This window comes from Actinomycetospora rhizophila, from assembly GCF_042657905.1.
In the GTDB taxonomy this organism is placed as follows: Bacteria; Actinomycetota; Actinomycetes; order Mycobacteriales; family Pseudonocardiaceae; genus Actinomycetospora; species Actinomycetospora rhizophila.
On record NZ_JBHSKG010000005.1, the window covers coordinates 323,515 to 344,278 of the forward strand.

Sequence of the window (20,764 nt, forward strand, 5' to 3'; positions counted from 1 at the left end):
AGGGCAGGCCCTCGAAGCGTCCGAAATCGCTACAGGGATGTGGTGGGGGCCATCGGGAGGTGGTTCTCGTCGATACCCAGGATGCGCATCTTGCGGTAGAGGGTGGACCGCGCGATGCCGAGCCGTTCGGCGGCGGCGAGCTTGTTCCCGTGGGTCTCGGCGAGGGCCTCGAGGACGATGTCGCGCTCGGCTCGCTGCAGGGACCGGTGCTCGGTGCGGTTCGAGGTGGACCGGTACTCGGGCGGCAGGTGCTCGTGGGTGATGTCGCAGCCGAGCGAGCGACCGGCGGCGGTGGCGAGCACCCCGTCGAGCTCGCGGACGTTGCCGGGCCAGTCCAGCGAGCGCAGCGTGCGCAAGGTCCCGGGCTGCAGGCGCGGCAAGGGGCGGTGGGTCGTGTGCCGGACGAGGAGGTCGGCGGCCAGGTCGGCGATGTCCTCGGTGCGGTAGCGCAGCGGCGGCACGGTGAGCGAGAACGGCAGGTGGTCGAGAACCCGTGCGGCCGCGCCGTCGCCCCCGCGGGCCCGGGACGTCGCGACGAGCCATCGTGCGGCCGGCTCCTCGAGGAGCCTCTCCATCGCGTCGGCGAGCGTCGGCGCGAGCTGGTCGATGCGCCGCAGGATCACGGTCTGTTCGGCGGCCAGGGCGTCGCGCAGCTGCTCGATCCACTGGTCGGAGGTGTCGTGACTGGCTCGGGCGTCCAGCTCCGTCAGTGGTGTGTCTCCGTGGCGGCGGCGGTGCAGGTGGGCAGCCACGAACCGCTTGCCGGCGCCCGGCTCGCCGCACACCAGCAGGGGCCCGGCCGCGGCGAGGGCCGTGTCGACGTCCTCACGCAGCCGGGCGCTCGCGACGCTCCGTCCCTTCAGCGGGGGCTCGTCGGACGACGGGGAGAGGCTCGTCGACGGCCGGGGAAGGACGGTCGCCCGGGTGGTCACTCGAGATCGGGGCCGCATCTCGACCAGGACCCCGGCCATCGACCCGCGCTCGCCCACGCGGCTGGCCCGGGCCTGCACGAGGACGTCCCGGGCGAGACGCACCTCGCCGACGACTTCGTCCTGGGCCCCGAGCATCTGGCAGGCCCACTCCCAGAGCATCGCCTGATCGGACACGTCGACCAGGGCTGAGGCGGCGGTGTTCGCCATGACGACGTCCTCGTTGAGGGACAGCACAGCGGCGGTCGTGGCCCGCCGGCGCGCGCGCAGGAACTGCTCGAGCAGCATCTGCTCGCGCCGCGAGGCGTCGGCGTACATCCGAGCCTCGATCTCGCGGGCGGCGCTGAGCACCAGCGGCTTGATGGCCTCGTGGGTGTTGCCAATCCGGCACGTGACGTCGAGGACGCCCTCCACCGTGCCGCTGATGGGGTGCACCAGCGGCGAGCCGATGCAGGTGAACTCCTGCAGGTTCTCGCGGAAGTGCTCGGAGCCGGACACGATGAACGGCCGTCGCTCCTCGAGAGCGCTGCCGATGCCGTTGGTGCCGGTGAACTCCTCGGCGTAGAGGAACCCAGGGGCGACGTACGCCGCGTCGAGGGCCTTCGAGAGGTCCCGTCCGCCTGCGCGGCGATCGACGATCTGGGCGTCGGAGTCGGCGACCAGGATCGAGATGGGTCCGTCGTCGAGCTGCTCCGCGAGCTGGTCGATGACGGGGTCCGCGGCACGACGCAGGCGCTGGGGCCGCTCGAACTCCGGGCGGTAGGGCACCTCCGCGCCCTCCGGCACCACGCCGACCACCTGGCACCGCCGCCACGAGGACACGATCTCGTCCCGGACGACCTCGGAGGCCGGGCCGGCCGGCAGGCGGGTGGCCAGCAACCGCTCTCGTTCGGCGCGCCGCACCGAGTCCTCTGTCCGGCTCATCGCTGCCTCCTCACCGTCGACGAAGGCTCCGGTCCAGTGTGATCGGGGCAACCAACCATGACGATGGGCCAGGTCACTGTCCGAAAACGCGACACTGTGCGATCTCACCGCGCGCGCCGGACGCCGATGTGGCGCGCCCCGGTGTCGCGAGATGGGACACGAGCGCCCCCGGCCGGACCTGCATCGTCCGCCGTCACCCAGGCACGGGCTCCCGCCTCTCGGGTCGCGAGAGGTGGTGTCGTCGCCCGCGCCGGAACGGAGACGACGATGACGGTCCTGCCCAGCTTCGTCCAGGACAGATGGCAGACACCCGAGGACGCCGGGCGACCGGTGCACGACGCCGTGACCGGCGAGGAGGTCGCGCGCGTCTCGTCTTCCGGCGTCGACATGGCCGCGGTCCTCGACCATGCGCGCACGGTCGGTGGCCCGGCCCTGCGCGTACTGACGTTCCGGCAACGCGCGGACCTGCTCGACCGGCTGGCTGCATATCTCCGCGATCACCGGGAGGAGCTCTACGCCCTCTCGGCGCGGACCGGCGCCACCCTGTTCGACGCGCGCTTCGACGTCGACGGCGGCCTCGGGGTCGTCAAGTCGTACGTCGCCCTCGGACGTACCGAGCTCCCCGATGCGACGTACCTCGTGGAGGACGCGGCCAGGCCATTGGGCAGGGGCAAGGGCACATTCCTCGGCCAGCACGTCTGTGTCCCGTTGCGCGGGGTGGCCGTGCAGATCAACGCCTTCAACTTCCCGGTGTGGGGACCGCTGGAGAAGCTCGCCCAGTCACTCCTGGCCGGCGTGCCGAGCGTCATCAAGCCGGCGACGCCGACGGCCTACGTCACGGCGCGGCTCGTCGAGCTGGTCGTGGCGTCGGGCGTGCTGCCGGCGGGCGCCGTCCAGCTCGTCTGCGGTGGCGTCGGTGATCTGCTGGATCACCTCGGCGAGCAGGATCTGCTCTCGTTCACCGGCTCGGCGGACACCGCGCTGGCCTTGCGGAACCATCCCGTGGTCTCGGCACGCGCGGTGCGCTTCAACGCCGAGGCCGACTCCCTCAACTGCTCGATCCTGGGCCCCGACGCCGCGCCCGGGACTGCGGAGTTCGACCTCTTCGTCGACCAGGTCGTCACCGAGATGACGGTGAAGGCCGGCCAGAAGTGCACCGCAATCCGCCGAGCGTTCGTGCCTGCCGCCGTCCAGGAGACCGTGCTCGAGGCCGTCGTCGATCGGCTCGGCGGTGTGCGGGTCGGGAACCCCGCCGACCCCGACGTCCGGATGGGCGCCCTCGCCGGGCTCGACCAGCGCGACGAGGTGCGTGCCGCCATCACGCGGCTGCGGAAGGCGGCAACCGTCGCGTTCGGCGACCCGGACCGGGTGGCTGCCGTGGACGCCGACGACACGCGCGGCGCCTTCCTGTCCCCGATCCTGCTGCACGGCGCCGACCCCGACCTCGAGGAACCGCACTCCGTCGAGGCCTTCGGGCCCGTGTGCACCGTGCTGCCCTACGCCTCGGTCGAGCACGTCGTGGACCTCGCCGCCCGCGGCCGAGGGAGCCTCGCCGGATCGCTCGTCACCGCGGACCCGGAGATCGCCCGCCGGGTCGTGCTGGAGCTCGCCCCATGGCACGGCCGGTTCCTCGTCCAGACGACGGCCAATGCCCAGGAGTCCACAGGACACGGGTCCCCACTGCCGACCCTCGTCCACGGCGGACCGGGACGCGCCGGTGGTGGTGAGGAGATGGGCGGTGTCCGGGGCGTGCTGCATCACATGCAACGCACCGCGGTCCAGGCCGACCCAGACGTGCTCGCCGCGCTCACCGGTCAGGTCGGGCCATGACGGGGCTCCCGCTCCCGCTGCTCCGCATCCCGCCTCCGCCCGGAACAGAGGACAGAAGGATCGCTGCCCTGCGCCGACGACTCGGTACCGCGCTCACGTCCGTCCGGTTCCCGGCACACCGCTGGCAGGTCGTCATCGCAGCGGACACCGATGGCGCCGACTACGCCGTCAGACGGGCGTTGCACGGGCTCACGGCGAGTTCCTATCCGGATGCCGCATCCGTTCTGGCCGAGCTCGCGGGATCGGCGCACGTCTTCGAGGCGCTCATGCGCGCTGATCTATCTCGGTGATCGGTGATCACCCGACGCTGTGTCGCGTTCTCGGACAGTGCACGGGGTCACACGCCGCACAGACTTCCCACGACGCCAACGAGCGCTCCCGTCACCACCATTCTCCCTAGGAGCACCATGAGTACGACCGACGACACCGCAGTCGACACCGCCGTCGAAGAACTCGACGTCCTCCTCATCGGGGCGGGCTTCGCCGGCATCTACCAGCTCGACCGGCTCCGCCGGCTCGGCTACTCGGTGAAGATCTACGAGGCCGGCGCCGACCTCGGCGGCATCTGGTACTGGAACTGCTATCCGGGTGCCCGTGTCGACACCGAGGGTCCGATCTACCAGTTCTCCCGCGACGATCTGTGGAAGGACTGGGAGTACTCCGAGCGCTACCCGGACTGGCGCGAGGTCCGCCAGTACTTCGACTTCCTCGAGCAGAAGCTCGACATCAAGAAGGACGTCCGCTTCAACACGCGCGTCACCGGCGGCGAGTTCGACGAGGAACGCCGCCAGTGGGTCGTGAGCACTTCCGACGGCCGGACCGTGCGGGCGACCTACCTCGTGCCCTGCGTCGGATTCGCCTCGAAGCCCCACGTGCCCGAGATCGCGGGGCTCGATTCGTTCCAGGGCGTCTCGCACCACACGGCCTGGTGGCCGCAGGAGGGGCTCGACTTCACCGGCAAGCGCGTCGCGGTGATCGGCACCGGTGCCAGCGGCGTGCAGGTCATCCAGGAGGCGGCTCGCGACGCCGCCGACCTCACGGTGTTCCAGCGGACACCGAACCTGGCGCTGCCGATGCACCAGAAGAAGCTGACACCCGAGGAGCAGGACGCCATCAAGGCCGGCCTGCCGCAGCGGTTCGACGACCGCACCCGCGCGTTCGCCGGTTTCGACTTCGACTTCCTGCCCACCAACGCGGTCGACCTGCCCGAGGACGAGCGCACGGCGGGCTACCAGAAGGCCTGGGACTACGGCGGGTTCAAGTTCTGGGTCGGGGTCTACCAGGACACGTTGTTCGACCCCGCCTCCAACGACCACGCCTACGCGTTTTGGCGGGACAAGGTGCGCGCCCGCATCCACGACCCGGAGCTGGCCGACAAGCTCGCCCCGATGGAGGCGCCGCACCCCTTCGGCGTCAAGCGACCCTCGCTCGAGCAGAACTACTACGACCTCTACAACCAGGACAACGTGCACCTGGTGGACATCAGCGAGAACCCGATCGACCGTGTCACCCCGACCGGCATCAAGACTCGGGACGGCCAGGAGCGCGAGTTCGACATCATCGTCCTGGCCACCGGGTTCGACTCGGTCTCCGGCGGGCTGACCCAGCTCGACTTCCGCGGTACGGACGGCTCGTCGCTGCGGGACAAATGGGCCGCCGGGATCGACGCCCACCTGGGCATGATGACGGCCGGCTTCCCGAACCTGATCTTCATCTACGGCCCGCAGAGCCCGTCCGGATTCTGCAACGGCCCGACCTGCGCCGAGGTCCAGGGCGAAATGGTGATCGAGATGCTCGAGCACCTCCGGGAGACCGGGAAGACGCGCATCGAGGCGACGGCCGAGGCGGACAAGGCCTGGAGCCAGCACATCCACGAGCTGGTCTCGCCGACGCTGTTCCCCCTCGCGAAGTCCTGGTACATGGGGCACAACATCCCGGGCAAGACGATCCAGAGCCTGAACTACCCGGGTGGTCTCTCCTCGTACCGCAGCAAGTACGCCGAGGCGAAGGACAACGGTTACGCCGGGTTCCAGTTCGCCTGACACCTCCGACGGCCCCGGGAACGGCTCCGGCCGCTCCCGGGGCCGTCGGCGTCACCCCGCGTCACCAGTTCCGCGTCGCCGAGGAGAGCAGATGAAGATCGGGCTGGTCGTCATGGACGAGGACCCGGCCGACGCGCTGAAGGTCGCCCGCGCCGCGGACCGCGCCGGTGTCCACTCGCTCTGGTCGATCGACTACTACAACCGCAGCAGCCTCGTCCGCGCGTCAGCGTTCGCGGCGGTGTGTGAGCGGGCGATCGTCGGCACGAGCGTCACACCGCTGTTCGCCCGCTCGCCCTTGGCGCTGGCCTGCGCGGCGAGCGACATCCAGGCGATCGCCGGTGGACGGTTCGTGCTCGGGGTGGGCAGCAGCACCCGACGGATGAACCAGGACTGGTACGGCACCGCCCTGCAGCACCCCGGCCCGCAGGCGAAGGAGCGGATCGAGCTGATCCGGCGGCTCATCGCCCATCGCGGGGGGCCGTTCGAGCACGACGGCCGGTTCGATCACGTGACGATCGCCCACTACGAGCGTCCCGACCTCCCCGACAGCGTGCCGATCCTCGCGGCCGGAGTGGGCGAGCACATGGTCGGCGTCGCCGGCCAGTGCGCCGACGGGTTCGTCGGACACACGATCGCTTCCGCGGACTACCTGCGCGACGTCGCCCGGCCACTGCTGGCCAAGGGCGCCGAGAAGGCGAACCGGGACGTGAGCCGGCTGCGGATGACGACGCAGATCGTCGCCTCGGCCGACGACGACCCGGCCACCGCCCGCCGCGACGCCGCCGCCCAGGTCGGCTTCTACGCCACGCCCAAGGGCTACGACGCGCTGTTCCCCGACGGTCGGTTCTCGACCGAACGAGCCGACGCGCGCGACGCCGTCCGGAACGGGGACGTCGACGGCGTCGTCGCCGCCGGCGAGGCGATGATCCAGGAACGAGCCGTGTACGGCACCCCCGACGACGTCGCGGACCAGCTCCGCCGCTACGCCGACGTCGTCGACTGGGCCCTGCTCTACCCGCCCCACTACGGCGTCGAGCCGGAGCGCGTCCACGCGAACGAGATGAGGCTCATCGAAGTGGCGTCGGCGTGGACCTGAGGCGGCGTGACCGTCATTGAGCGGTCACGCTGCCAGGTCCTCACCGTCTGATGTCGATCAGGTCGACGCCGTCTGACGCTCGCGCATGCCGCGCTTGTCGAGCTTGCCGACCGAGGTCTTGGGGATGGCGTCGACCCGCACGAACGCGTCCGGCACCCAGTACCGGGGGAACGTGGCGCTGACGTGCTTCTTCAGCTCCTCGTCGGTGACGTCCCCGGTGGGCACGATCCAGGCCACGGGCCGCTCCTGCCACTTCTCGTGGGGAACGCTGATGACCGCGGCCTCGTGCACCGCCGGGTGCAGCATGAGGTGGTTCTCGAGCTCGATCGACGAGATCCACTCGCCGCCGCTCTTGATCAGATCCTTGAAGCGGTCCTTGATCTCCAGGGCACCGTCGGTACCGATGACCGCGACGTCGCCGGTGCGCAGCCAGCCGTCGTGGAACGAGTCCGAGGGCCCCGTGTCCCCGAGGTAGCGGCCGGTGACCCACGGCGCGCGGGCCTCGAGCTCGCCGGTGCTCCGACCGTCCCACGGGAGCTCGGCGCCGGCGTCGTCGACCACGCGGATCTCCGAGAGGGGCAGCTGCGGTCCCTGGTCCTCGGGCCCGTTGCAGAACGTCGCCATGGGCGAGGTCTCGGTCATGCCCCAGCCGTTGGCGGTCGCGATGCCGCGCTCGGCCCACCAGGCCGCCAGCGCCTTCGGCGGCGTCTGCCCACCCATCCACAAGGTCCGCAGCGACGACACGTCGTACGCGTCGGGCCGCGCCGCGAGCTCGTCGCGCAGCAGGGCCATGACGGCCGGGGCGCCGACGATGACGTCCGGCCCCTGGTCGGTGATCAGCCGGAGGTAGTCGCCCGGGGTGGGGTGCGGTCCCGGCAGCACCAGGCGAGCACCCTGCAGCGGCGCCGCGTGCGGCACGCCCCAGCTGTTCACGTGCGACATCTGGCACGCGACGAGGTACGAGTGCTCGTGCGACACGCCGATCGCGCCGGCCGCGGCGAGTGCCGTGGCGTGCAGGACGGTGCTGCGATGGGTGTAGACGACGCCCTTGGGCTTGCCGGTGGTGCCCGAGGTGAAGCAGATCGAGGAAGCGGTGCGCTCGTCGAACTCGCCGAAGTCGACCTCGCTCGCCTGGTCCACGAGCGTGTCGAACGACCACGTCTGCACTCCGGGGATGTCGGCCTCGGCGTCGCCGAGCACGACGACGTGTTTCACCGACGGCGTCGCCGGAACGATCTCCCGGGCCACGGGCAGGAGGTCGGCCTCCACCAGCAGCACCTCGTCCTCGGCCTGGTTCACCGAGTAGACGATGTGGTCGGTCGGCATCCGCTGGTTGATCGTGTGCAGCGCCGCACCGATGCCCGGTACGCCGTAGTAGGCGGCGAGGTGGCGGTCGCTGTTCCACGCCAGTGAACCGACGCGGGTCCCGTGCCCCACGCCCAGCTCCCCGAGCGCGGCGCCGAGTCGGCGGGCCGAGGAGCCGAGCTCGCGGTAGGTGAATGTGCGTCGGACCCGGCCGGCCTCACAGCTCACGTTGACGCGGTCGCCGAACAAGCGTTCGGCGCGGTTCAGCAACGAGCTGATCAGCAGGGGACGGTCCATCATCGTTCCGAGCACCCGCGCTCCCTCCCTGGTAGGTGAGCGCACACACTCCTCGTCACCGAGAGCCCGCGACTGTCCCAGTTCGCGACTCGGCGCCAGAGCCCTGTCGCGTATTCGGACAGCCCGGGCCGCCGCCGGCGACCCACAGTAAGCGTCCCGTTCGCAGAGCATCGAAAGGTCGCGGAGCCATGGCAGACAGGGACGTCTCGAAGGTCGCCGAGGGTTTCACCTACACCGAGGGGCCGCGCTGGTACAACGGCCGCCTCTACTTCGTGGACTTCTACACGTACTCGGTCAACGTGGTGAATCCCGACGGCAGCGTCGAGGAGGTCGCCCACGTCGAGCAGCAGCCCTCCGGTCTCGGATGGCTGCCGGACGGGCGCATGCTGATCGTGTCGATGAAGGACCGCAAGGTGCTCCGGCAGGAGGCCGACGGCACGCTCGTCGAGCACGCGGACATCGCGCACCTGTGCACCGGCCACGCCAACGACATGGTCGTGGCGCCCAATGGACAGGCCTACATCGGCCACTTCGGGTTCGACCTCATGGGCGGCGCCGACCACGAGTTCGCGTCGGTCATCCTCGTGGACACCGACGGCAAGGCGCAGACCGTGGCCGAGGGCCTGTCGTTCCCGAACGGCATGGTGATCACGCCGGACGAGCGCACGCTGATCGTCAACGAGCTCTTCGGCAACCGCGTGTCAGCCTTCGACATCAAGTCCGACGGCACGCTGGGCCCGCGCCGCGACTTCGCCGCCTACGACGACCTGGGCGACGAGAAGAGCTGGCACAAGCGCGTCGAGCGGTCGACGATCATCCCCGACGGCCTGACCCTGGACGCCGAGGGCGCGGTCTGGGTGGCCGACTGCGCCCACCAGCGCGCCGTGCGCATCGCCGAGGGCGGGAAGATCCTCGACGAGGTCAGCACCGCGCCCTACGGCGTGTTCGCCGTAGGCCTGGGCGGGGACGACGGCCGCACCCTGTTCCTGTGCGTGGCCCCCGACTTCGACGAGACGGCCCGCTCCGCGGCCCGCGAGGCACGCGTCGACGCCGTCCGCGTCGACGTGCCGCACGCCGGGACGCCCTGAGTGATCTCCACGCGCGTCACCGAGATGCTCGGCGTCGACCACCCCGTGGTGTGCGGGGGCATGACGGCGGTCGGGACGGCGGACCTCATCGCCGCCGTCGCCGACGCCGGCGCACTCGGGTTCCTCACCGCGCTCACGCAGCCCACGCCCGAGGCACTGGCCGCGGAGATCCGCCGGTGCCGGGACATGACCGACCGGGCGTTCGGCGTCAATCTGACGATCCTGCCGACGCTGACGCCGGTCCCGTACGACGAATACCGGGACGTGATCATCACGTCGGGCGTGGACATCGTGGAGACGGCCGGCAGCAACCCGGCCGAGCACGTCGCCGCCTTCAAGTCGGCAGGCGTCCGCGTGATCCACAAGGCGGTCAGCGTCCGGCACGCGGTCAAGGCGGAGTCGCTGGGCGTGGACGCGGTGAGCATCGACGGGTTCGAGTGCGCCGGCCACCCAGGTAACGACGACGTCCCCGGGCTCGTGCTCATCCCGGCGGCGGCACGCCGGGTGTCCGTGCCGCTGATCGCGAGCGGAGGGTTCGCCGACGGCGCCGGCCTCGTCGCGGCGCTCGCGCTCGGCGCCTCCGCGATCAACATGGGCACCCGCTTCGTCGCCAGCACCGAGGCTCCGGTGCACCGCAACGTCAAGGACCAGATCGTCGCCAACGACGAGCGGGCGACCCAGCTCGTGTTTCGCGAGTTCAACAACACTGCGCGGGTGGCGCGTAACGCGATCTCCGAGGAGATCGCGGCCCGATCGCGCCGGCAAGGGGCGACCTTCGACGACGTGGCCGAGCTCGCGTCCGGCGCCCGGGGCCGGTCCCGGGTCTTGGGCGAGGGTGAGATGGACGACGGCATGTGGTGGGCCGGGCAGGCCCAGGGTCTGATCCAGTCCGTCGAGAGCTGCGGCGACATCGTCGACGGGATCATCGCCCAGGCCGAGTCGATCCTGCGGGAACTCCCGATGACCATTCACGGAAAGGAGCCCCAGTGGGCCTCAGCACGCTGACGCACGAGGTCGAGGACGGCATCCTCACCGTCACGCTCCGCCGCCCCGAGAAGCTCAACGGCTTCACCGTGGAGATGGCCGACGAGCTCGAGCGCACCTTCGTCGAGGTCAACGACCGGGACGACGTCCGCGCCGTGATCGTGACCGGCTCGGGCAAGGCCTTCTCGGTCGGGATGGACCTCAGCGTGCCGGGCAACGCCTTCGGCCTCGACGAGTCCCTGCAGCCGACGCTCGAGGATATGGCCGACCTGGACGACCCGGGTCTCCAGAAGGTCCGGGACACCGGGGGCCGGGTCACCCTGGCGATCCACGACTGCCGCAAGCCGGTGATCGCCGCCATCAACGGGACCGCCGTCGGCATCGGCGCCACCATGACCCTCGCGATGGACGCCCGGCTCGCGTCCGACGTCGCGCGCGTGGGCTTCGTCTTCGGGCGCATCGGGGTCACCCCGGAGGCCGCGTCGACCTGGTTCCTGCCGCGGATCGTCGGCATGCCGACCGCGCTCGACCTCGTCTACTCCGCCGACATCCTCGACGCGGAGGAAGCCAAGGCCTGCGGTCTGGTCCGGTCGGTGCACGCCCCGGACGAGCTGCTCGGTGCGGCGCGAGCGCTCGCCGACCGGTGGACCCGCGGCAAGTCCGCGGTCGGCACGGCCATGGCGCGCCAGATGATGTACCGGAACTCCGCCCAGCCTCACCCCGCGAACGCCCACCGCGTCGACTCGCTGTCGATGTTCTACATGAGCCTCGGGGACGGCGCCGAGGGCGTCGCAGCGTTCCGGGAGAAGCGGGCGCCGGAGTTCGGCTCCAGCGCGGCGAAGGGCATGCCGCCCTTCTACGAGGACTGGGTCGGGGCGAGCCACCAGGGTTGATGCTGAACGACCTCACGGACCGCCCAACAATGATCTTCAAACGCTCCGGAGAGCGGAGTTAACGGCCCGTCGGAGCCACCTGGAGTCACTTCGAAGATCGCTCCGCGGAGCTGTGAGCAGCAGAAAGAGTGCGCCGTCAGGGACTCGAACCCCGAACCCAATGGACAGGATTCACGACCGCCACGGTGACGCCTGGTGGACGTTCGTGCTGCTCAGGAGTGGTGCCGGTCAGTGTCGATCATTGGCGGTGGAGTCCCCTAACAGGCGATGTGGGGACGTAAGCGGACAGCTAAGCGGTCGGCTGCGCCGACCGCGGGGCAGGCCCGTTCTACGCGTCGGGGCTCCGGGCGACGGTCTCGCTGTCCCTCGTAGGTCAGCTGGAGGTGCCGCGCCGGGCGCGATCACGCATGCGTTGCGCGGCGCGGCGCAGGGCGCCGGCGGCGGCGTCACGGGCTGCCCCGGCGGCGAGTCGCAGCCTGCGGGCGAAGGAGACCCCGGAGACCGAGCCGGTCTCGGCGGCCTCGTCCACCCCGGCGGCGAACTGCTCGAACAGCCGGCGGGACACGTCGCCGGCCAGTGCCCGACCGAACTGGGCGACCCGACCCGACAGGTGCACGTCGGCGTGCGCGACGAGCTCGGTGCCGCCGTCGGGGGTGGGCGTCGCGGCGAGGACGATGTCGGCGGCGGTGGCGCTGCCGCCGGTGTCGGAGCCCTGGCCGTGGAACCGCAGGCGGTGGTCGTCGGGATCGCGCTCGACGACCTGTGCGAGCCCCTCGAAGGACAGCTTGACCGGGCCGAGGGCGATGGTGGCGCGCCCGCGGTGGCGGTTCTCGTCGTAGGACTCGACGAGCTGGGCTCCGGGCAGGCAGCGAGCGAGGAGGTCGAAGTCGGTGAGCACGCTCCACACGCGGTCGACCGGGGAGGCCAGCTGTGAGGTCACGTCGACCACCGCCGATGGCGGGCTGGAGGGCAGCCGCACCTCGGTGAGCTGCGGCGCAGCCGTCCCGGCGTCCTCGGGAGCACCGCCGGCACGGTCGGCACCGGCCGACGTTCGCCCGACCAGCGCGCGTGGCGCGCATCCGCCGGGTTCGGGAACGCCGTCGGGGTAGGCCTCGGCGACGTCTGAGACCGCCGCGAGGATGCCGCGGTAGCCGGTGCAGCGGCACAGCACGCCCGACATCGCCTCGGGCAGGTCCTCCTCGGCGGTCTCCGGTTCGTTGGCGAGCAGGTCGTAGCTGCTCATCAGCATCCCGGGCGTGCAGAACCCGCACTGCAGGGCGTGGTGGGCGGAGAACGCCTGCTGCAGCGGGTGCTGGTCGTCGGGGGAGCCGAGCCCTTCCACGGTGACGATCTCCGCACCCTCGCACTGCACGGCGAAGAGCAGGCACGCCCGGGCGGCCTCGCCGTCGAGGAGCACGGTGCACATGCCGCAGACCCCGTGCTCGCAGCCGAGGTGCGTGCCGGTGAGGCCGAGGCGCTCGCGCAGGACGTCCCCGAGGTGGGCCCGGGGCGGCACCTCGACGGTGGTCTCGGTGCCGTTGACGACGAAGGTCACCTCGGCGGTCTCGTGGGCTGCGACCCGGGCAACGGGCGCGGGCACGCGGCGGGAGCCGGTGTCGTGGCGCTCGGGGGCGGCGGTCATGCAGTGGTCCTTCCCTCGCGGGCACGGAGCAGCGCCCGGGACAGCTCGCGGGCGGCGAGGACGGCGAAGAGCCGCCGCCGGTAGCCGGTGGAGCCGTGCGTGTCCCCGCCGGTGTCGACGAGCGCGGCGGCCAGCTCGGTGGTGGCGGGCCGGAGGTCCTCCTCGCTCTCGCCGGTGGCGAGCAGCGCGGTGACGTCGCGGGTGACCGCCCGATCGGAGATGCCGAACCCCGTGAGGACGGCGGAGCGCACCGCCCCCGAGTCGGCGACCTGCACCCGGCACACCACGCCGGCGAGGGCGAAGTCGCCGTGCCGGCGGGCGATCTCGGCGAACCCGAACCCGTCCCCGGGACGGGCGGCCGGGAACGTGACCGCGGTGACGACGTCCTCGGGCCCGGCCGCCGTCGTCATGGCGCCGGTGACGAACTCCCTCGCGGGAACGGTGCGGGCCCCACCGGGCCCGGACACCTCGACCTGCGCGTCGAGGCAGCAGGCCACGGCGGGCAGCTCCGCGGCCGGGTCGGCGTGGGCGAGGCTGCCGCACACGGTGCCGCGGCTGCGCAGTTCCCGGTGCCCGACGAAGGGCATGGCCATCGCGATCAGGGGCACGTCCCGCGCGGCCGGATCGTGCTCCACGACCCGCTGCCGGACGGCCGCGGCGACCCGGTAGCCGGAGCGCGCGTCCGGCCCGTACTCGGTGAGCTCGGGCACGGCGGTGACGTCGACGAGGGTGGCGGGGCGGCCCAGCCGCATCGCGAGCACGGGGACGAGGGACTGGCCGCCGGCCAGGACCTTGCCGTCCCCGCCGGCGAGCTCGGTGAGCACGTCGTCGAGGGTCGGCGGCCGGACGTAGGCGAAGGGTGCTGCTTTCACCAGGTCACCGCCCGGTGAAGACGGGGGTGCGCTTCTCGCCGAACGCCTTCACGCCCTCGGCGAAGTCCTGGGTGGCGCGCAGCATCGAGTAGGCCTTCCGCTCCAGCTCGATGCCGGTGTAGAGGGGTCCGTCGACGCCGCGGTCGAGGACCTCCTTCGCCGTGCGCAGCGCGGCGGGGGAGAGGCCCGCCATCTTCTGCGCCAGCGCGTCGGCGGCGGCGTCGAGCGCCTCGCGGTCGGGGTGGAGCTCGCCGGACAGGATCCCCCAGTCGAGGGCCTGCTGGGCCTGGATCCGGGTGGCGGACAGGATGTGGAACTTCGCCCGGGACAGCCCGATGAGGCGGGCGAGACGTTGGGTGCCGCCGGAGCCGGGAATCATGCCGAGGTTCATCTCGGGCAGCGCCAGCTGGGTGCGCCCGGTGCCGAGCCGGATGTCGCAGGAGAGCACCATCTCCAGCCCGACGCCGAAGCAGTACCCGTCGATCGCCGCGATGACGGGCTTGGGGCTGCGCGCGGCGGCGGTGACGTCGTGCCCGAGGTCGGTGAGGTCGATCGGGTCGACCTCCATGAACCCCGCGATGTCGCCGCCGGAGGTGAAGTGCTCGCCGTCGCTGCGCACGACCACGACCCGCACCTCGGGGTCGGCGTCGATCTCGGCGAACCGCTCGGCCACCAGCCGGCGCATCGCCATCGTCACGACCGTGTACCTGCCGTGGGAGAGCGTCACGTAGGCGACGTGGCCGTCGCGCTCGAGGGTGACGTCGCCGCCGGTCAGTGGCATGTCAGGCGTCCTTCCGATCGTTGTTCGTCAGCTGGTGGAGGACCTCGCCGTGCAGGGGCAGGGAGGTGATGGCGATGCCGAGCGGGGCGAGGGCGTCGGCGACGGCGTTGGCGTAGGCCACGGGGAAGCTCATCGAGGAGCCCTCGCCGCAGCCCTTGGCGCCGAGCGGGGTGAGTGGTGAGGGGGACACCACGTGGTCGGTGCGCAGGTCGAAGCCCGCCTCGGCCGCGGTGGGGCACAGGTAGTCGAGGAACGTCGCCGCGGTCGGCTGCCCGGACGGGGCGTGGGTGAACTCCTCGTAGGCGGCGCCGCCGAGCCCGTGGACGAGGGCGCCGTACACCTGCCCGTCGAGCAGGGTCTGGTCGAGGACCGTGCCGGCGTCGTGCACCGACGACACCCGGTCGACGGAGATCTCGAGGGTGTCCGGGTCGATCCGTACCGCAACGATCTCCGCGACGAAGCCGTAGCAGAGCGACGAGTTGATCCGGTCGTCCGCCGTGGCGGCCCGGGTCTCGCGCGGGGAGAACTCGGCCTCGGCATAGAGCCGCGCCGGGACCCCCGCGGGCAGCGCGGCGGGGTCCCAGTGCACGACGCCGGCGGCGTGGCGGAACTTCACCGCCCGGCCGCCGGAGGTGCGGACCTCGCCGCCCTCGAGGAGGAGCGTCGCGGGGTCGATGTCGTCGAGCAGCGTCGACGCGGCCGCGCGCACCGTGGCCGCGATGGTGTCGGCCGCAGCGACGACGGCGCTGGTGACCAGCGGAGCGAACCGGGAGGAGTAGCTGCCGGAGGTGACCGTCCACGGGGTGGTCGCGGTGTCCATGTCGACCACGGCGCGGACCTGCTCGAGGGGAAGCCCGAGGCGCTGCGCGGCGATCTTGCGAGCGACCGTGGCATGCCCCTGGCCCTGGGGGACGGAGCCGAGCAGCACCGTGACGACGCCCTGGGGGTCGACCGACATCCGCACGTGCTCGGTCGACCCGGACTTGTCCCGCCCGGGGGTCCGTTGCTCGGCGGGGGTGGCGAGCCCGACGTAACCGATGTTGGTCCCGGAGGGATCGACCACGAGCGCGGTCCCGATGCCGTAGTGGGCGCCGGCTGCGCGGGCCTCGTCGCGCCGTCTCTCCAGCTCGGGGAGGTTGGCGTTCTTCGTCGCGAGGTCGAGCGCGGCGAGGTAGTCCCCGGAGTCGTACACCCCGCCGGTGGCGGTCTCGTGCGGGAAGGAGGTGACGAGGTTGCGACGACGTAGCTCGAGGGGGTCGAAGCCGAGCTCGGCGGCGATGTCGTCGAGGAGCCGCTCCAGCCCGAAGTAGAGCTGCTGGCCGCCGAAGCCCCGGTTCAACCCGGTCGGCATGGTGTTGGTGACGACCGCCCGGGCGCGGATGCCGACGGCGTCGATCCGGTAGGGCCCGGTGATGTTGCCGAAGCAGCGGTACAGCGTCGACGGCTCCGGGGGCCGCAGGTAGGCGCCGACGTTGTCGACGAGGTCGGCGCGCAGCGCGGTGATCGTGCCCTCGCCGTCGAGCGCCGCCGAGAACTCCATCGACCGGTCGGCGCCGGACGAGCTCGCCGTGAGGTGCTCCACGCGGTCCTCGGTCCACCGCACCGGTGTCCCCGCGTGCTTCGACGCCAGCGCGAGCAGCACCACGTAGGGGTAGATGCCGGCCTTGATCCCGAAGCTGCCGCCGATGTCGGCCGGGACGTGCAGGCGCACCCTCGAGGTCGGGATGCGCAGCGCGCCCGCCATCACGGGCACCATCGAGAAAGGGCCGTGGAAGTTTGCCCAGGCCTCGACGAACGGCCCGCCGTCCTGCTCGGTCCAGTGCGCGATGACCGAATAGCACTCCATCGGCACGGACGAGTAGCGCGGGAACTCGTAGCAGCGGGTCACCACGTGCGCGGCGGCCGCGAAGTGGTCGTCCGGTGCGTTGAAGGAGAAGGTGCGGTCCGTCGCGACGTTGGACTCGGCGTCCTCGTGCAGGCGGGGCGCGTCGTCGGCCAGCCCGGAGCGGGCGTCGCTGACGGCGGGCAGGTCCTCGTAGGTCACGTCGACGAGCTCGGCGGCGTCCTCGGCGACGTAGCGGTCGGTCGCGACGACGACGGCGATCGGTTCGCCGACGAAGCGGACCTTGTCGACGCCGGTCGGGAGGTAGGGCATCGCCGCGCCGGTCGACAGCGGGAACGGACGCAGAGCGGTCCGAACCTCCTCGGGTCCGATCACCGCGGCGACCCCGGGGTGGCGGCGGGCCCGCGACAGGTCCACCGATGTGAGCCGGGCGTGCGGCCGGGTGGAGCGCACCACCGCGGCGACCAGCGTCCCCGGCAGCGGGTCGAGGTCGTCGAGGAACCGGCCGCGGCCCGCAACCAGGGCCGCGTCCTCGTCGCGCGACGGCGTCCACCGCGGCGGTGCGGCCTCTGCGGTCATGTCAGGCACGGGCCTCTCCTCGGGGGGTGTACTCGCCGGCGACGAGCGTCCGGCGCAGGGTCTTGCCGACCCCGGAGCGCGGGATCGCGTCGACGGCGATCGCCTGCTTGGGCCGCTTGAGCGACGGCAGGTGCTCGCGGGCGTGGGCGAGCGTCGCGGCGGCGGCGAGCTCCGGCTCGATCCCGGCGGCGGGCACGACGAAGGCGCTCACCGCGTGGCCCCACCGGTCGTCGGGCAGCCCGACCACGCAGACGTCGTCGATCGCCGCGCAACGGATGAGCGCCGCTTCGATCTCGTCCGGGTAGATGTTCTCCCCGCCCGAGTTGATCATGTCGTCGGTGCGGCCGGACACCCAGAGGTCCCCGTCCTCGTCGGCGATCGCGAGGTCCCCGGTGTGGTACCAGCCGTCGCGGATCGCCTTCGCGTTCGCGTCGGGGCGGTTCCAGTAGCCGCCGAACGCCTCCGCCGAGGCCATCGACACGATGACCTGGCCCTGCTCGCCGGGCGCGACCTCCTCGTCGACCGGTGCACCCTGCATGGGTGCGATCAAGCGGACGCGGGAGAACAAGCCGGCCCGTCCGACGCAGCCGGGCTTGGCGGCGACGTCCGCGCCGATGGTGAACGTATAGATCTCGGTCGACCCGAAGTGGTTGACGAACGAGCGCGGCTGCACCGCCTCGACCAGCGCCTCGGCCAGCGACGGGGTCATGGCCGCCCCGGCGTAGGCGAGGTTGTCGAGCCGGTGGGCCTCGCCGAGGCGCCCGGTGCGCAGGAGCGACCAGTAGATCGTCGGCACCAGGTACAGCGATCCGATCCCCTCGTCGCGGATCAGCGCCATCGACTCGTCGGCGTCGAAGGAGGGCTGGGCGACCCACGTCCCACCGAGCACGATCGAGGCCAGCAGCGTGCGCAGGCCCATCGTGTGGAACAGCGGCATCACCCCGAGCGTGGCGACACCCATGCGCTGCCCGGTCTGCATCACGTGCGCGACCGCAGCGAAGTGCTCCGCCCGATGCGTGCGCGGCACGCCCTTCGGCTTGCCCGTGGTGCCGGACGTGTAGAGCATCACGCTCACGGCGGACTCGTCCGGCGCCGGCGGTACGGCCGTGGTGTCGGCGACCTCCGCGGCCGCGTCGACCTCGGCGACGTCATGGATCGGGACCGCGCCCGCGGCGGCCTCCACCCGCGAGGCGTGCGCCGGATCGGTGAGGACCACGGTCGACCCCGCGTCATCGAGACAGTAGGCGAGCTCGTCGACGCTGAACCGGGTCGACAGCGGCACCGAGACCGCGCCGAGCTTCTGCGCGGCCAGGTGCAGGCTCGCGAGCGGCTCACCGCCGTGCATCACCAGCGCCAGGCGATCCCCGGCTCGCACGCCCCAGTCGCTCAACGCCGCCGCGAGGCGGTCCGTGCGCTCGTCCCACTCGCGGTAGGTCAGCCGGCGGCCCTGCCCGGACACCGCCCGACGGTGCGGGTGGCGTTCGGCGGCCCAGCGGAGCGTCGACGCGAGGTCCATGAGCAGCCTTCCCCTTGGTGTGAATCGCACCGTACGTTTCGTACGGTGCGGGGGCAAGGGGTGGACCTGGCTAGAGTCGGGATGCCGATCACGCCGGAGCACGGAGGACCGATGCGTCTGTCGACCACGTCGTACCTGGTCCTGGGCATGGTGGCGCTGCGCGGACCGTCCACCCCGTACGACCTCAAGCGGGCGACGAGCCGATCGGTCGGCTACTTCTGGAACTTCCCGCACACGCAGCTGTACTCGGAGCCCGAGCGCCTGGCCGCGTCGGGGCTGCTGGCGGTCGATCTGGAGGACAGCGGCAGGCGACGCAAGACCTACTCACTCACGCCGGAGGGACGCGCCGCACTGCAGGAGTGGCTGGCCGCGCCCACGGCTGAGCACTTCGAGATGCGCGACGTCGCCGAGCTCAAGCTCTTCTTCAACGAGGCCGGCTCTCCCGACGACGACGTCCCGAAGCTCGCGCAGGAACAGATCCGACAGCACGAGGAACGGATCGCCGTCTACGAGGAGATGGTGTCCCGTCACGGCGACGAGGACTGGGCGCGGCCTCGCATGATCACCCTCGAGCTCGGGCTCGAGATGGAACACGCCGCTCTGCGCTTCTGGACCGCACTCGCCGCCGGCACCATCGAGGACCTGCGCCGCGAGCGCGACGAGCGCGATATTCGCTGACCGCACGCCGATCCCCGTTCATGCGTACAGGGGCGGGACTCGATCAGCGGCCCTGCCGGACCGATGGCGGCCGACGGCGAGCAGGGAGCCCCGTCTCGATCGAGCCCTTGCCGACCCCGCCCTCGGGCCGACCGAACCTGTTGCTCTGGCGGAATCCCGCCGGCGATCGAGGCCCTGTCGACAGTCGGCCACGCAACGGTAGCCGATCTTCCACGACGACTCTCGTGAGGAGTTCCCGGTCCCTCGGGCAGTCAGCGATCGCCCCGCCAACGACGACGTGAACCGCTGACCTGCACGTATCTCCCGTTGTGGTGGACGCCGTGAACTGGTCGCGTCAGCTCTTGATGTGTTCCACGAGGGTTGCTGCGGCGAGCTTGCCGAGGGCGTCGGCGGCCAGGGGGCTGTCGCCGGTGAGGAGCCCCCGGTCGCGGTGGACGTGGCCGGCCATGTCCTCGTTCATCACGACCAGTCCCTGCGCGCGGAGGCCCTCGGCGAGCAGCCAGGGCATCGGGCCGGGGATGTAGCCGATGTCGAGGTTGGCGCCGGTGTCGAGGGCGTCGGGGAAGGCGCAGGACTCGTAGCCAGCGAACGGGGAGGTGTCGCGGTCGAGTCCGGCGGCGAGCAGCGCGGCGGGACCGTGGCACAGGGTGATGATGAAGCGGTCGGCGCCGAGGGCCCAGTCGAGGACGGCGCGGACGTCGTGGCTGTCGTGCAGCCCCTGCATCGCGCCGTGCCCGCCGGGGATGAACACGGCGAGGTAGTCGTCGAGGCCGTCCTCGAGCACCTGGGCGAGCGATCGGGGCGCGCGGAACCGGGGGAGGAAGCGATCGAGGGCGTCGTGGACGGTCGTGTCCTCGGCGGGGGTGGCCCACCACTCGAGCTTGACGGGGTTGCCGGAGACGGTGGCGACGTCGATGCCGAATCCGGCGGCCTCGAGGTGGACCAGCGGGAGCAGCGTCTCGACCGGGTGGTTGCCGGTGGAGAACAGCCGGCCGTTGCCCATGGGCAGGTACCGCTCGTCGGCGCCGACGACGAGGACCTTCCAGCGGCTCCCGGCCGCGCCCTCGTGCTCGGTCCCGTCGTAGTCGGTCCGGGCCGGGACGTACTGGCTCAGCGAGTAGGGCGAGGGGAAGTAGGCGTCGCGCTCTGCCGGGTCGGAGGTGGGCTCGGTCGAGTCGCCGCTGTGGGGGATGGTGCCGTCGGTCATGAGCAGGTGCTCCGTCTCTGGCCGTGCCGGCCGGCCTGGGGGGATTCGTTGTTCGGTGGCGTGTGCCCGACCATGGCGCTCGGTGAACCGCGCCAGCCGCCGACCTCGTGCCGTACTCGGTCCGTCCTCGGCTAGTGTCCTGAGTCGGAAGTTCGGCAGCGGTTGTTAGGTTCGAGGTATGGCTCGTGGACCTGCGCCGGTGGCGATCGTGCTCTCCGAGGACGAACGGGAGCAGTTGGAGTCCTGGGCGCGGCGGCG

At 71.7% G+C, this 20,764-nt stretch carries 15 protein-coding genes; 7 read left to right on the plus strand and 8 right to left on the minus strand.

Annotated features, from left to right (window positions below; genetic code table 11):
* Positions 1–29 precede the first annotated feature (29 nt).
* Complete coding sequence (locus tag ACFPK1_RS12895) at positions 30–1,853, minus strand: sigma-54-dependent Fis family transcriptional regulator (RefSeq protein ID WP_378021321.1); 1,824 nt, start codon at positions 1,851–1,853, stop codon at positions 30–32.
* A 267-nt stretch (positions 1,854–2,120) separates the two neighbouring features.
* Between ACFPK1_RS12895 and paaZ the strand changes: the two genes are divergently transcribed.
* From paaZ to ACFPK1_RS12910, 3 genes are all read left to right on the plus strand, one after another.
* Complete coding sequence (gene paaZ, locus ACFPK1_RS12900; RefSeq protein WP_378021322.1) at positions 2,121–3,683, plus strand: phenylacetic acid degradation bifunctional protein PaaZ; 1,563 nt, start codon at positions 2,121–2,123, stop codon at positions 3,681–3,683.
* 407 nt (positions 3,684–4,090) lie between these two features.
* Positions 4,091–5,725 (plus strand): flavin-containing monooxygenase, encoded by a 1,635-nt coding sequence (locus ACFPK1_RS12905; RefSeq protein ID WP_378021323.1) that lies wholly within the window; start codon positions 4,091–4,093, stop codon positions 5,723–5,725.
* Positions 5,726–5,816: 91 nt separating this feature from the next.
* Complete coding sequence (locus ACFPK1_RS12910; RefSeq protein ID WP_378021324.1) at positions 5,817–6,821, plus strand: LLM class flavin-dependent oxidoreductase; 1,005 nt, start codon at positions 5,817–5,819, stop codon at positions 6,819–6,821.
* Between the two features lie 57 nt (positions 6,822–6,878).
* Here ACFPK1_RS12910 and ACFPK1_RS12915 read toward each other — a convergent pair whose 3' ends face one another.
* A complete protein-coding gene (locus ACFPK1_RS12915; RefSeq protein WP_378021325.1) occupies positions 6,879–8,438 on the minus strand; it encodes an AMP-binding protein in 1,560 nt (519 codons plus the stop codon).
* 173 nt (positions 8,439–8,611) lie between these two features.
* Between ACFPK1_RS12915 and ACFPK1_RS12920 the strand changes: the two genes are divergently transcribed.
* From ACFPK1_RS12920 to ACFPK1_RS12930, 3 genes are read left to right on the plus strand one after another with little or no spacing between them, the layout of a single operon-like run.
* The gene (locus ACFPK1_RS12920; protein ID WP_378021326.1) at positions 8,612–9,511 is read left to right on the plus strand and encodes an SMP-30/gluconolactonase/LRE family protein; all 900 of its coding nucleotides are present in this window, start codon (positions 8,612–8,614) and stop codon (positions 9,509–9,511) included.
* On the plus strand, positions 9,512–10,516 hold the full coding sequence (locus ACFPK1_RS12925; RefSeq protein WP_378021327.1) for an NAD(P)H-dependent flavin oxidoreductase: 1,005 nt from the start codon (positions 9,512–9,514) through the stop codon (positions 10,514–10,516).
* Positions 10,498–11,388, plus strand: a complete 891-nt coding sequence (locus ACFPK1_RS12930; RefSeq protein WP_378021328.1) for a crotonase/enoyl-CoA hydratase family protein — start codon at positions 10,498–10,500, stop codon at positions 11,386–11,388. The genes ACFPK1_RS12925 and ACFPK1_RS12930 overlap by 19 nt, the downstream gene beginning before the upstream one ends.
* Before the next feature lie 373 nt (positions 11,389–11,761).
* On the opposite strand, the gene ACFPK1_RS12935 is transcribed toward ACFPK1_RS12930, so the two are convergent.
* The 5 genes from ACFPK1_RS12935 to ACFPK1_RS12955 are packed head-to-tail and all read right to left on the minus strand — an operon-like array spanning position 11,762 to position 18,621.
* Complete coding sequence (locus ACFPK1_RS12935) at positions 11,762–13,030, minus strand: 2Fe-2S iron-sulfur cluster-binding protein (RefSeq protein WP_378021329.1); 1,269 nt, start codon at positions 13,028–13,030, stop codon at positions 11,762–11,764.
* The gene (locus tag ACFPK1_RS12940) at positions 13,027–13,902 is read right to left on the minus strand and encodes an FAD binding domain-containing protein (RefSeq protein ID WP_230760472.1); all 876 of its coding nucleotides are present in this window, start codon (positions 13,900–13,902) and stop codon (positions 13,027–13,029) included. The genes ACFPK1_RS12935 and ACFPK1_RS12940 overlap by 4 nt, the downstream gene beginning before the upstream one ends.
* 4 nt (positions 13,903–13,906) lie before the next feature.
* Positions 13,907–14,683, minus strand: a complete 777-nt coding sequence (locus tag ACFPK1_RS12945) for an enoyl-CoA hydratase/isomerase family protein (RefSeq protein ID WP_378021330.1) — start codon at positions 14,681–14,683, stop codon at positions 13,907–13,909.
* 1 nt (position 14,684) lies between these two features.
* Entirely contained in the window at positions 14,685–17,105 is a 2,421-nt protein-coding gene (locus ACFPK1_RS12950; protein WP_378021350.1) for a xanthine dehydrogenase family protein molybdopterin-binding subunit, read from the minus strand.
* A gap of 1 nt (position 17,106) precedes the next feature.
* Positions 17,107–18,621 (minus strand): class I adenylate-forming enzyme family protein, encoded by a 1,515-nt coding sequence (locus ACFPK1_RS12955; protein WP_378021331.1) that lies wholly within the window; start codon positions 18,619–18,621, stop codon positions 17,107–17,109.
* A 111-nt stretch (positions 18,622–18,732) separates the two neighbouring features.
* Here ACFPK1_RS12955 and ACFPK1_RS12960 point away from each other — a divergent pair, with 111 nt between their 5' ends.
* Positions 18,733–19,299: a PadR family transcriptional regulator gene (locus tag ACFPK1_RS12960; protein ID WP_378021332.1), complete on the plus strand. Its 567-nt coding sequence runs from the start codon at positions 18,733–18,735 to the stop codon at positions 19,297–19,299.
* Between the two features lie 334 nt (positions 19,300–19,633).
* Here the strand turns inward: ACFPK1_RS12960 and hchA are convergent, their stop codons facing one another.
* The gene (gene hchA, locus ACFPK1_RS12965; protein ID WP_378021333.1) at positions 19,634–20,506 is read right to left on the minus strand and encodes a glyoxalase III HchA; all 873 of its coding nucleotides are present in this window, start codon (positions 20,504–20,506) and stop codon (positions 19,634–19,636) included.
* Positions 20,507–20,764 lie beyond the last annotated feature (258 nt).

Coding starts and splice junctions, on each gene's coding strand:
- ACFPK1_RS12895 (WP_378021321.1), bottom strand. CDS start 1,853: ATGAGCCGGACAGAGGACTCGGTGCGGCGCGCCGAACGAGAGCGGTTG.
- paaZ (WP_378021322.1), top strand. CDS start 2,121: ATGACGGTCCTGCCCAGCTTCGTCCAGGACAGATGGCAGACACCCGAG.
- ACFPK1_RS12905 (WP_378021323.1), top strand. CDS start 4,091: ATGAGTACGACCGACGACACCGCAGTCGACACCGCCGTCGAAGAACTC.
- ACFPK1_RS12910 (WP_378021324.1), top strand. CDS start 5,817: ATGAAGATCGGGCTGGTCGTCATGGACGAGGACCCGGCCGACGCGCTG.
- ACFPK1_RS12920 (WP_378021326.1), top strand. CDS start 8,612: ATGGCAGACAGGGACGTCTCGAAGGTCGCCGAGGGTTTCACCTACACC.
- ACFPK1_RS12935 (WP_378021329.1), bottom strand. CDS start 13,030: ATGACCGCCGCCCCCGAGCGCCACGACACCGGCTCCCGCCGCGTGCCC.
- ACFPK1_RS12945 (WP_378021330.1), bottom strand. CDS start 14,683: ATGCCACTGACCGGCGGCGACGTCACCCTCGAGCGCGACGGCCACGTC.
- ACFPK1_RS12950 (WP_378021350.1), bottom strand. CDS start 17,105: ATGACCGCAGAGGCCGCACCGCCGCGGTGGACGCCGTCGCGCGACGAG.
- ACFPK1_RS12955 (WP_378021331.1), bottom strand. CDS start 18,621: ATGGACCTCGCGTCGACGCTCCGCTGGGCCGCCGAACGCCACCCGCAC.
- ACFPK1_RS12960 (WP_378021332.1), top strand. CDS start 18,733: ATGCGTCTGTCGACCACGTCGTACCTGGTCCTGGGCATGGTGGCGCTG.
- hchA (WP_378021333.1), bottom strand. CDS start 20,506: ATGACCGACGGCACCATCCCCCACAGCGGCGACTCGACCGAGCCCACC.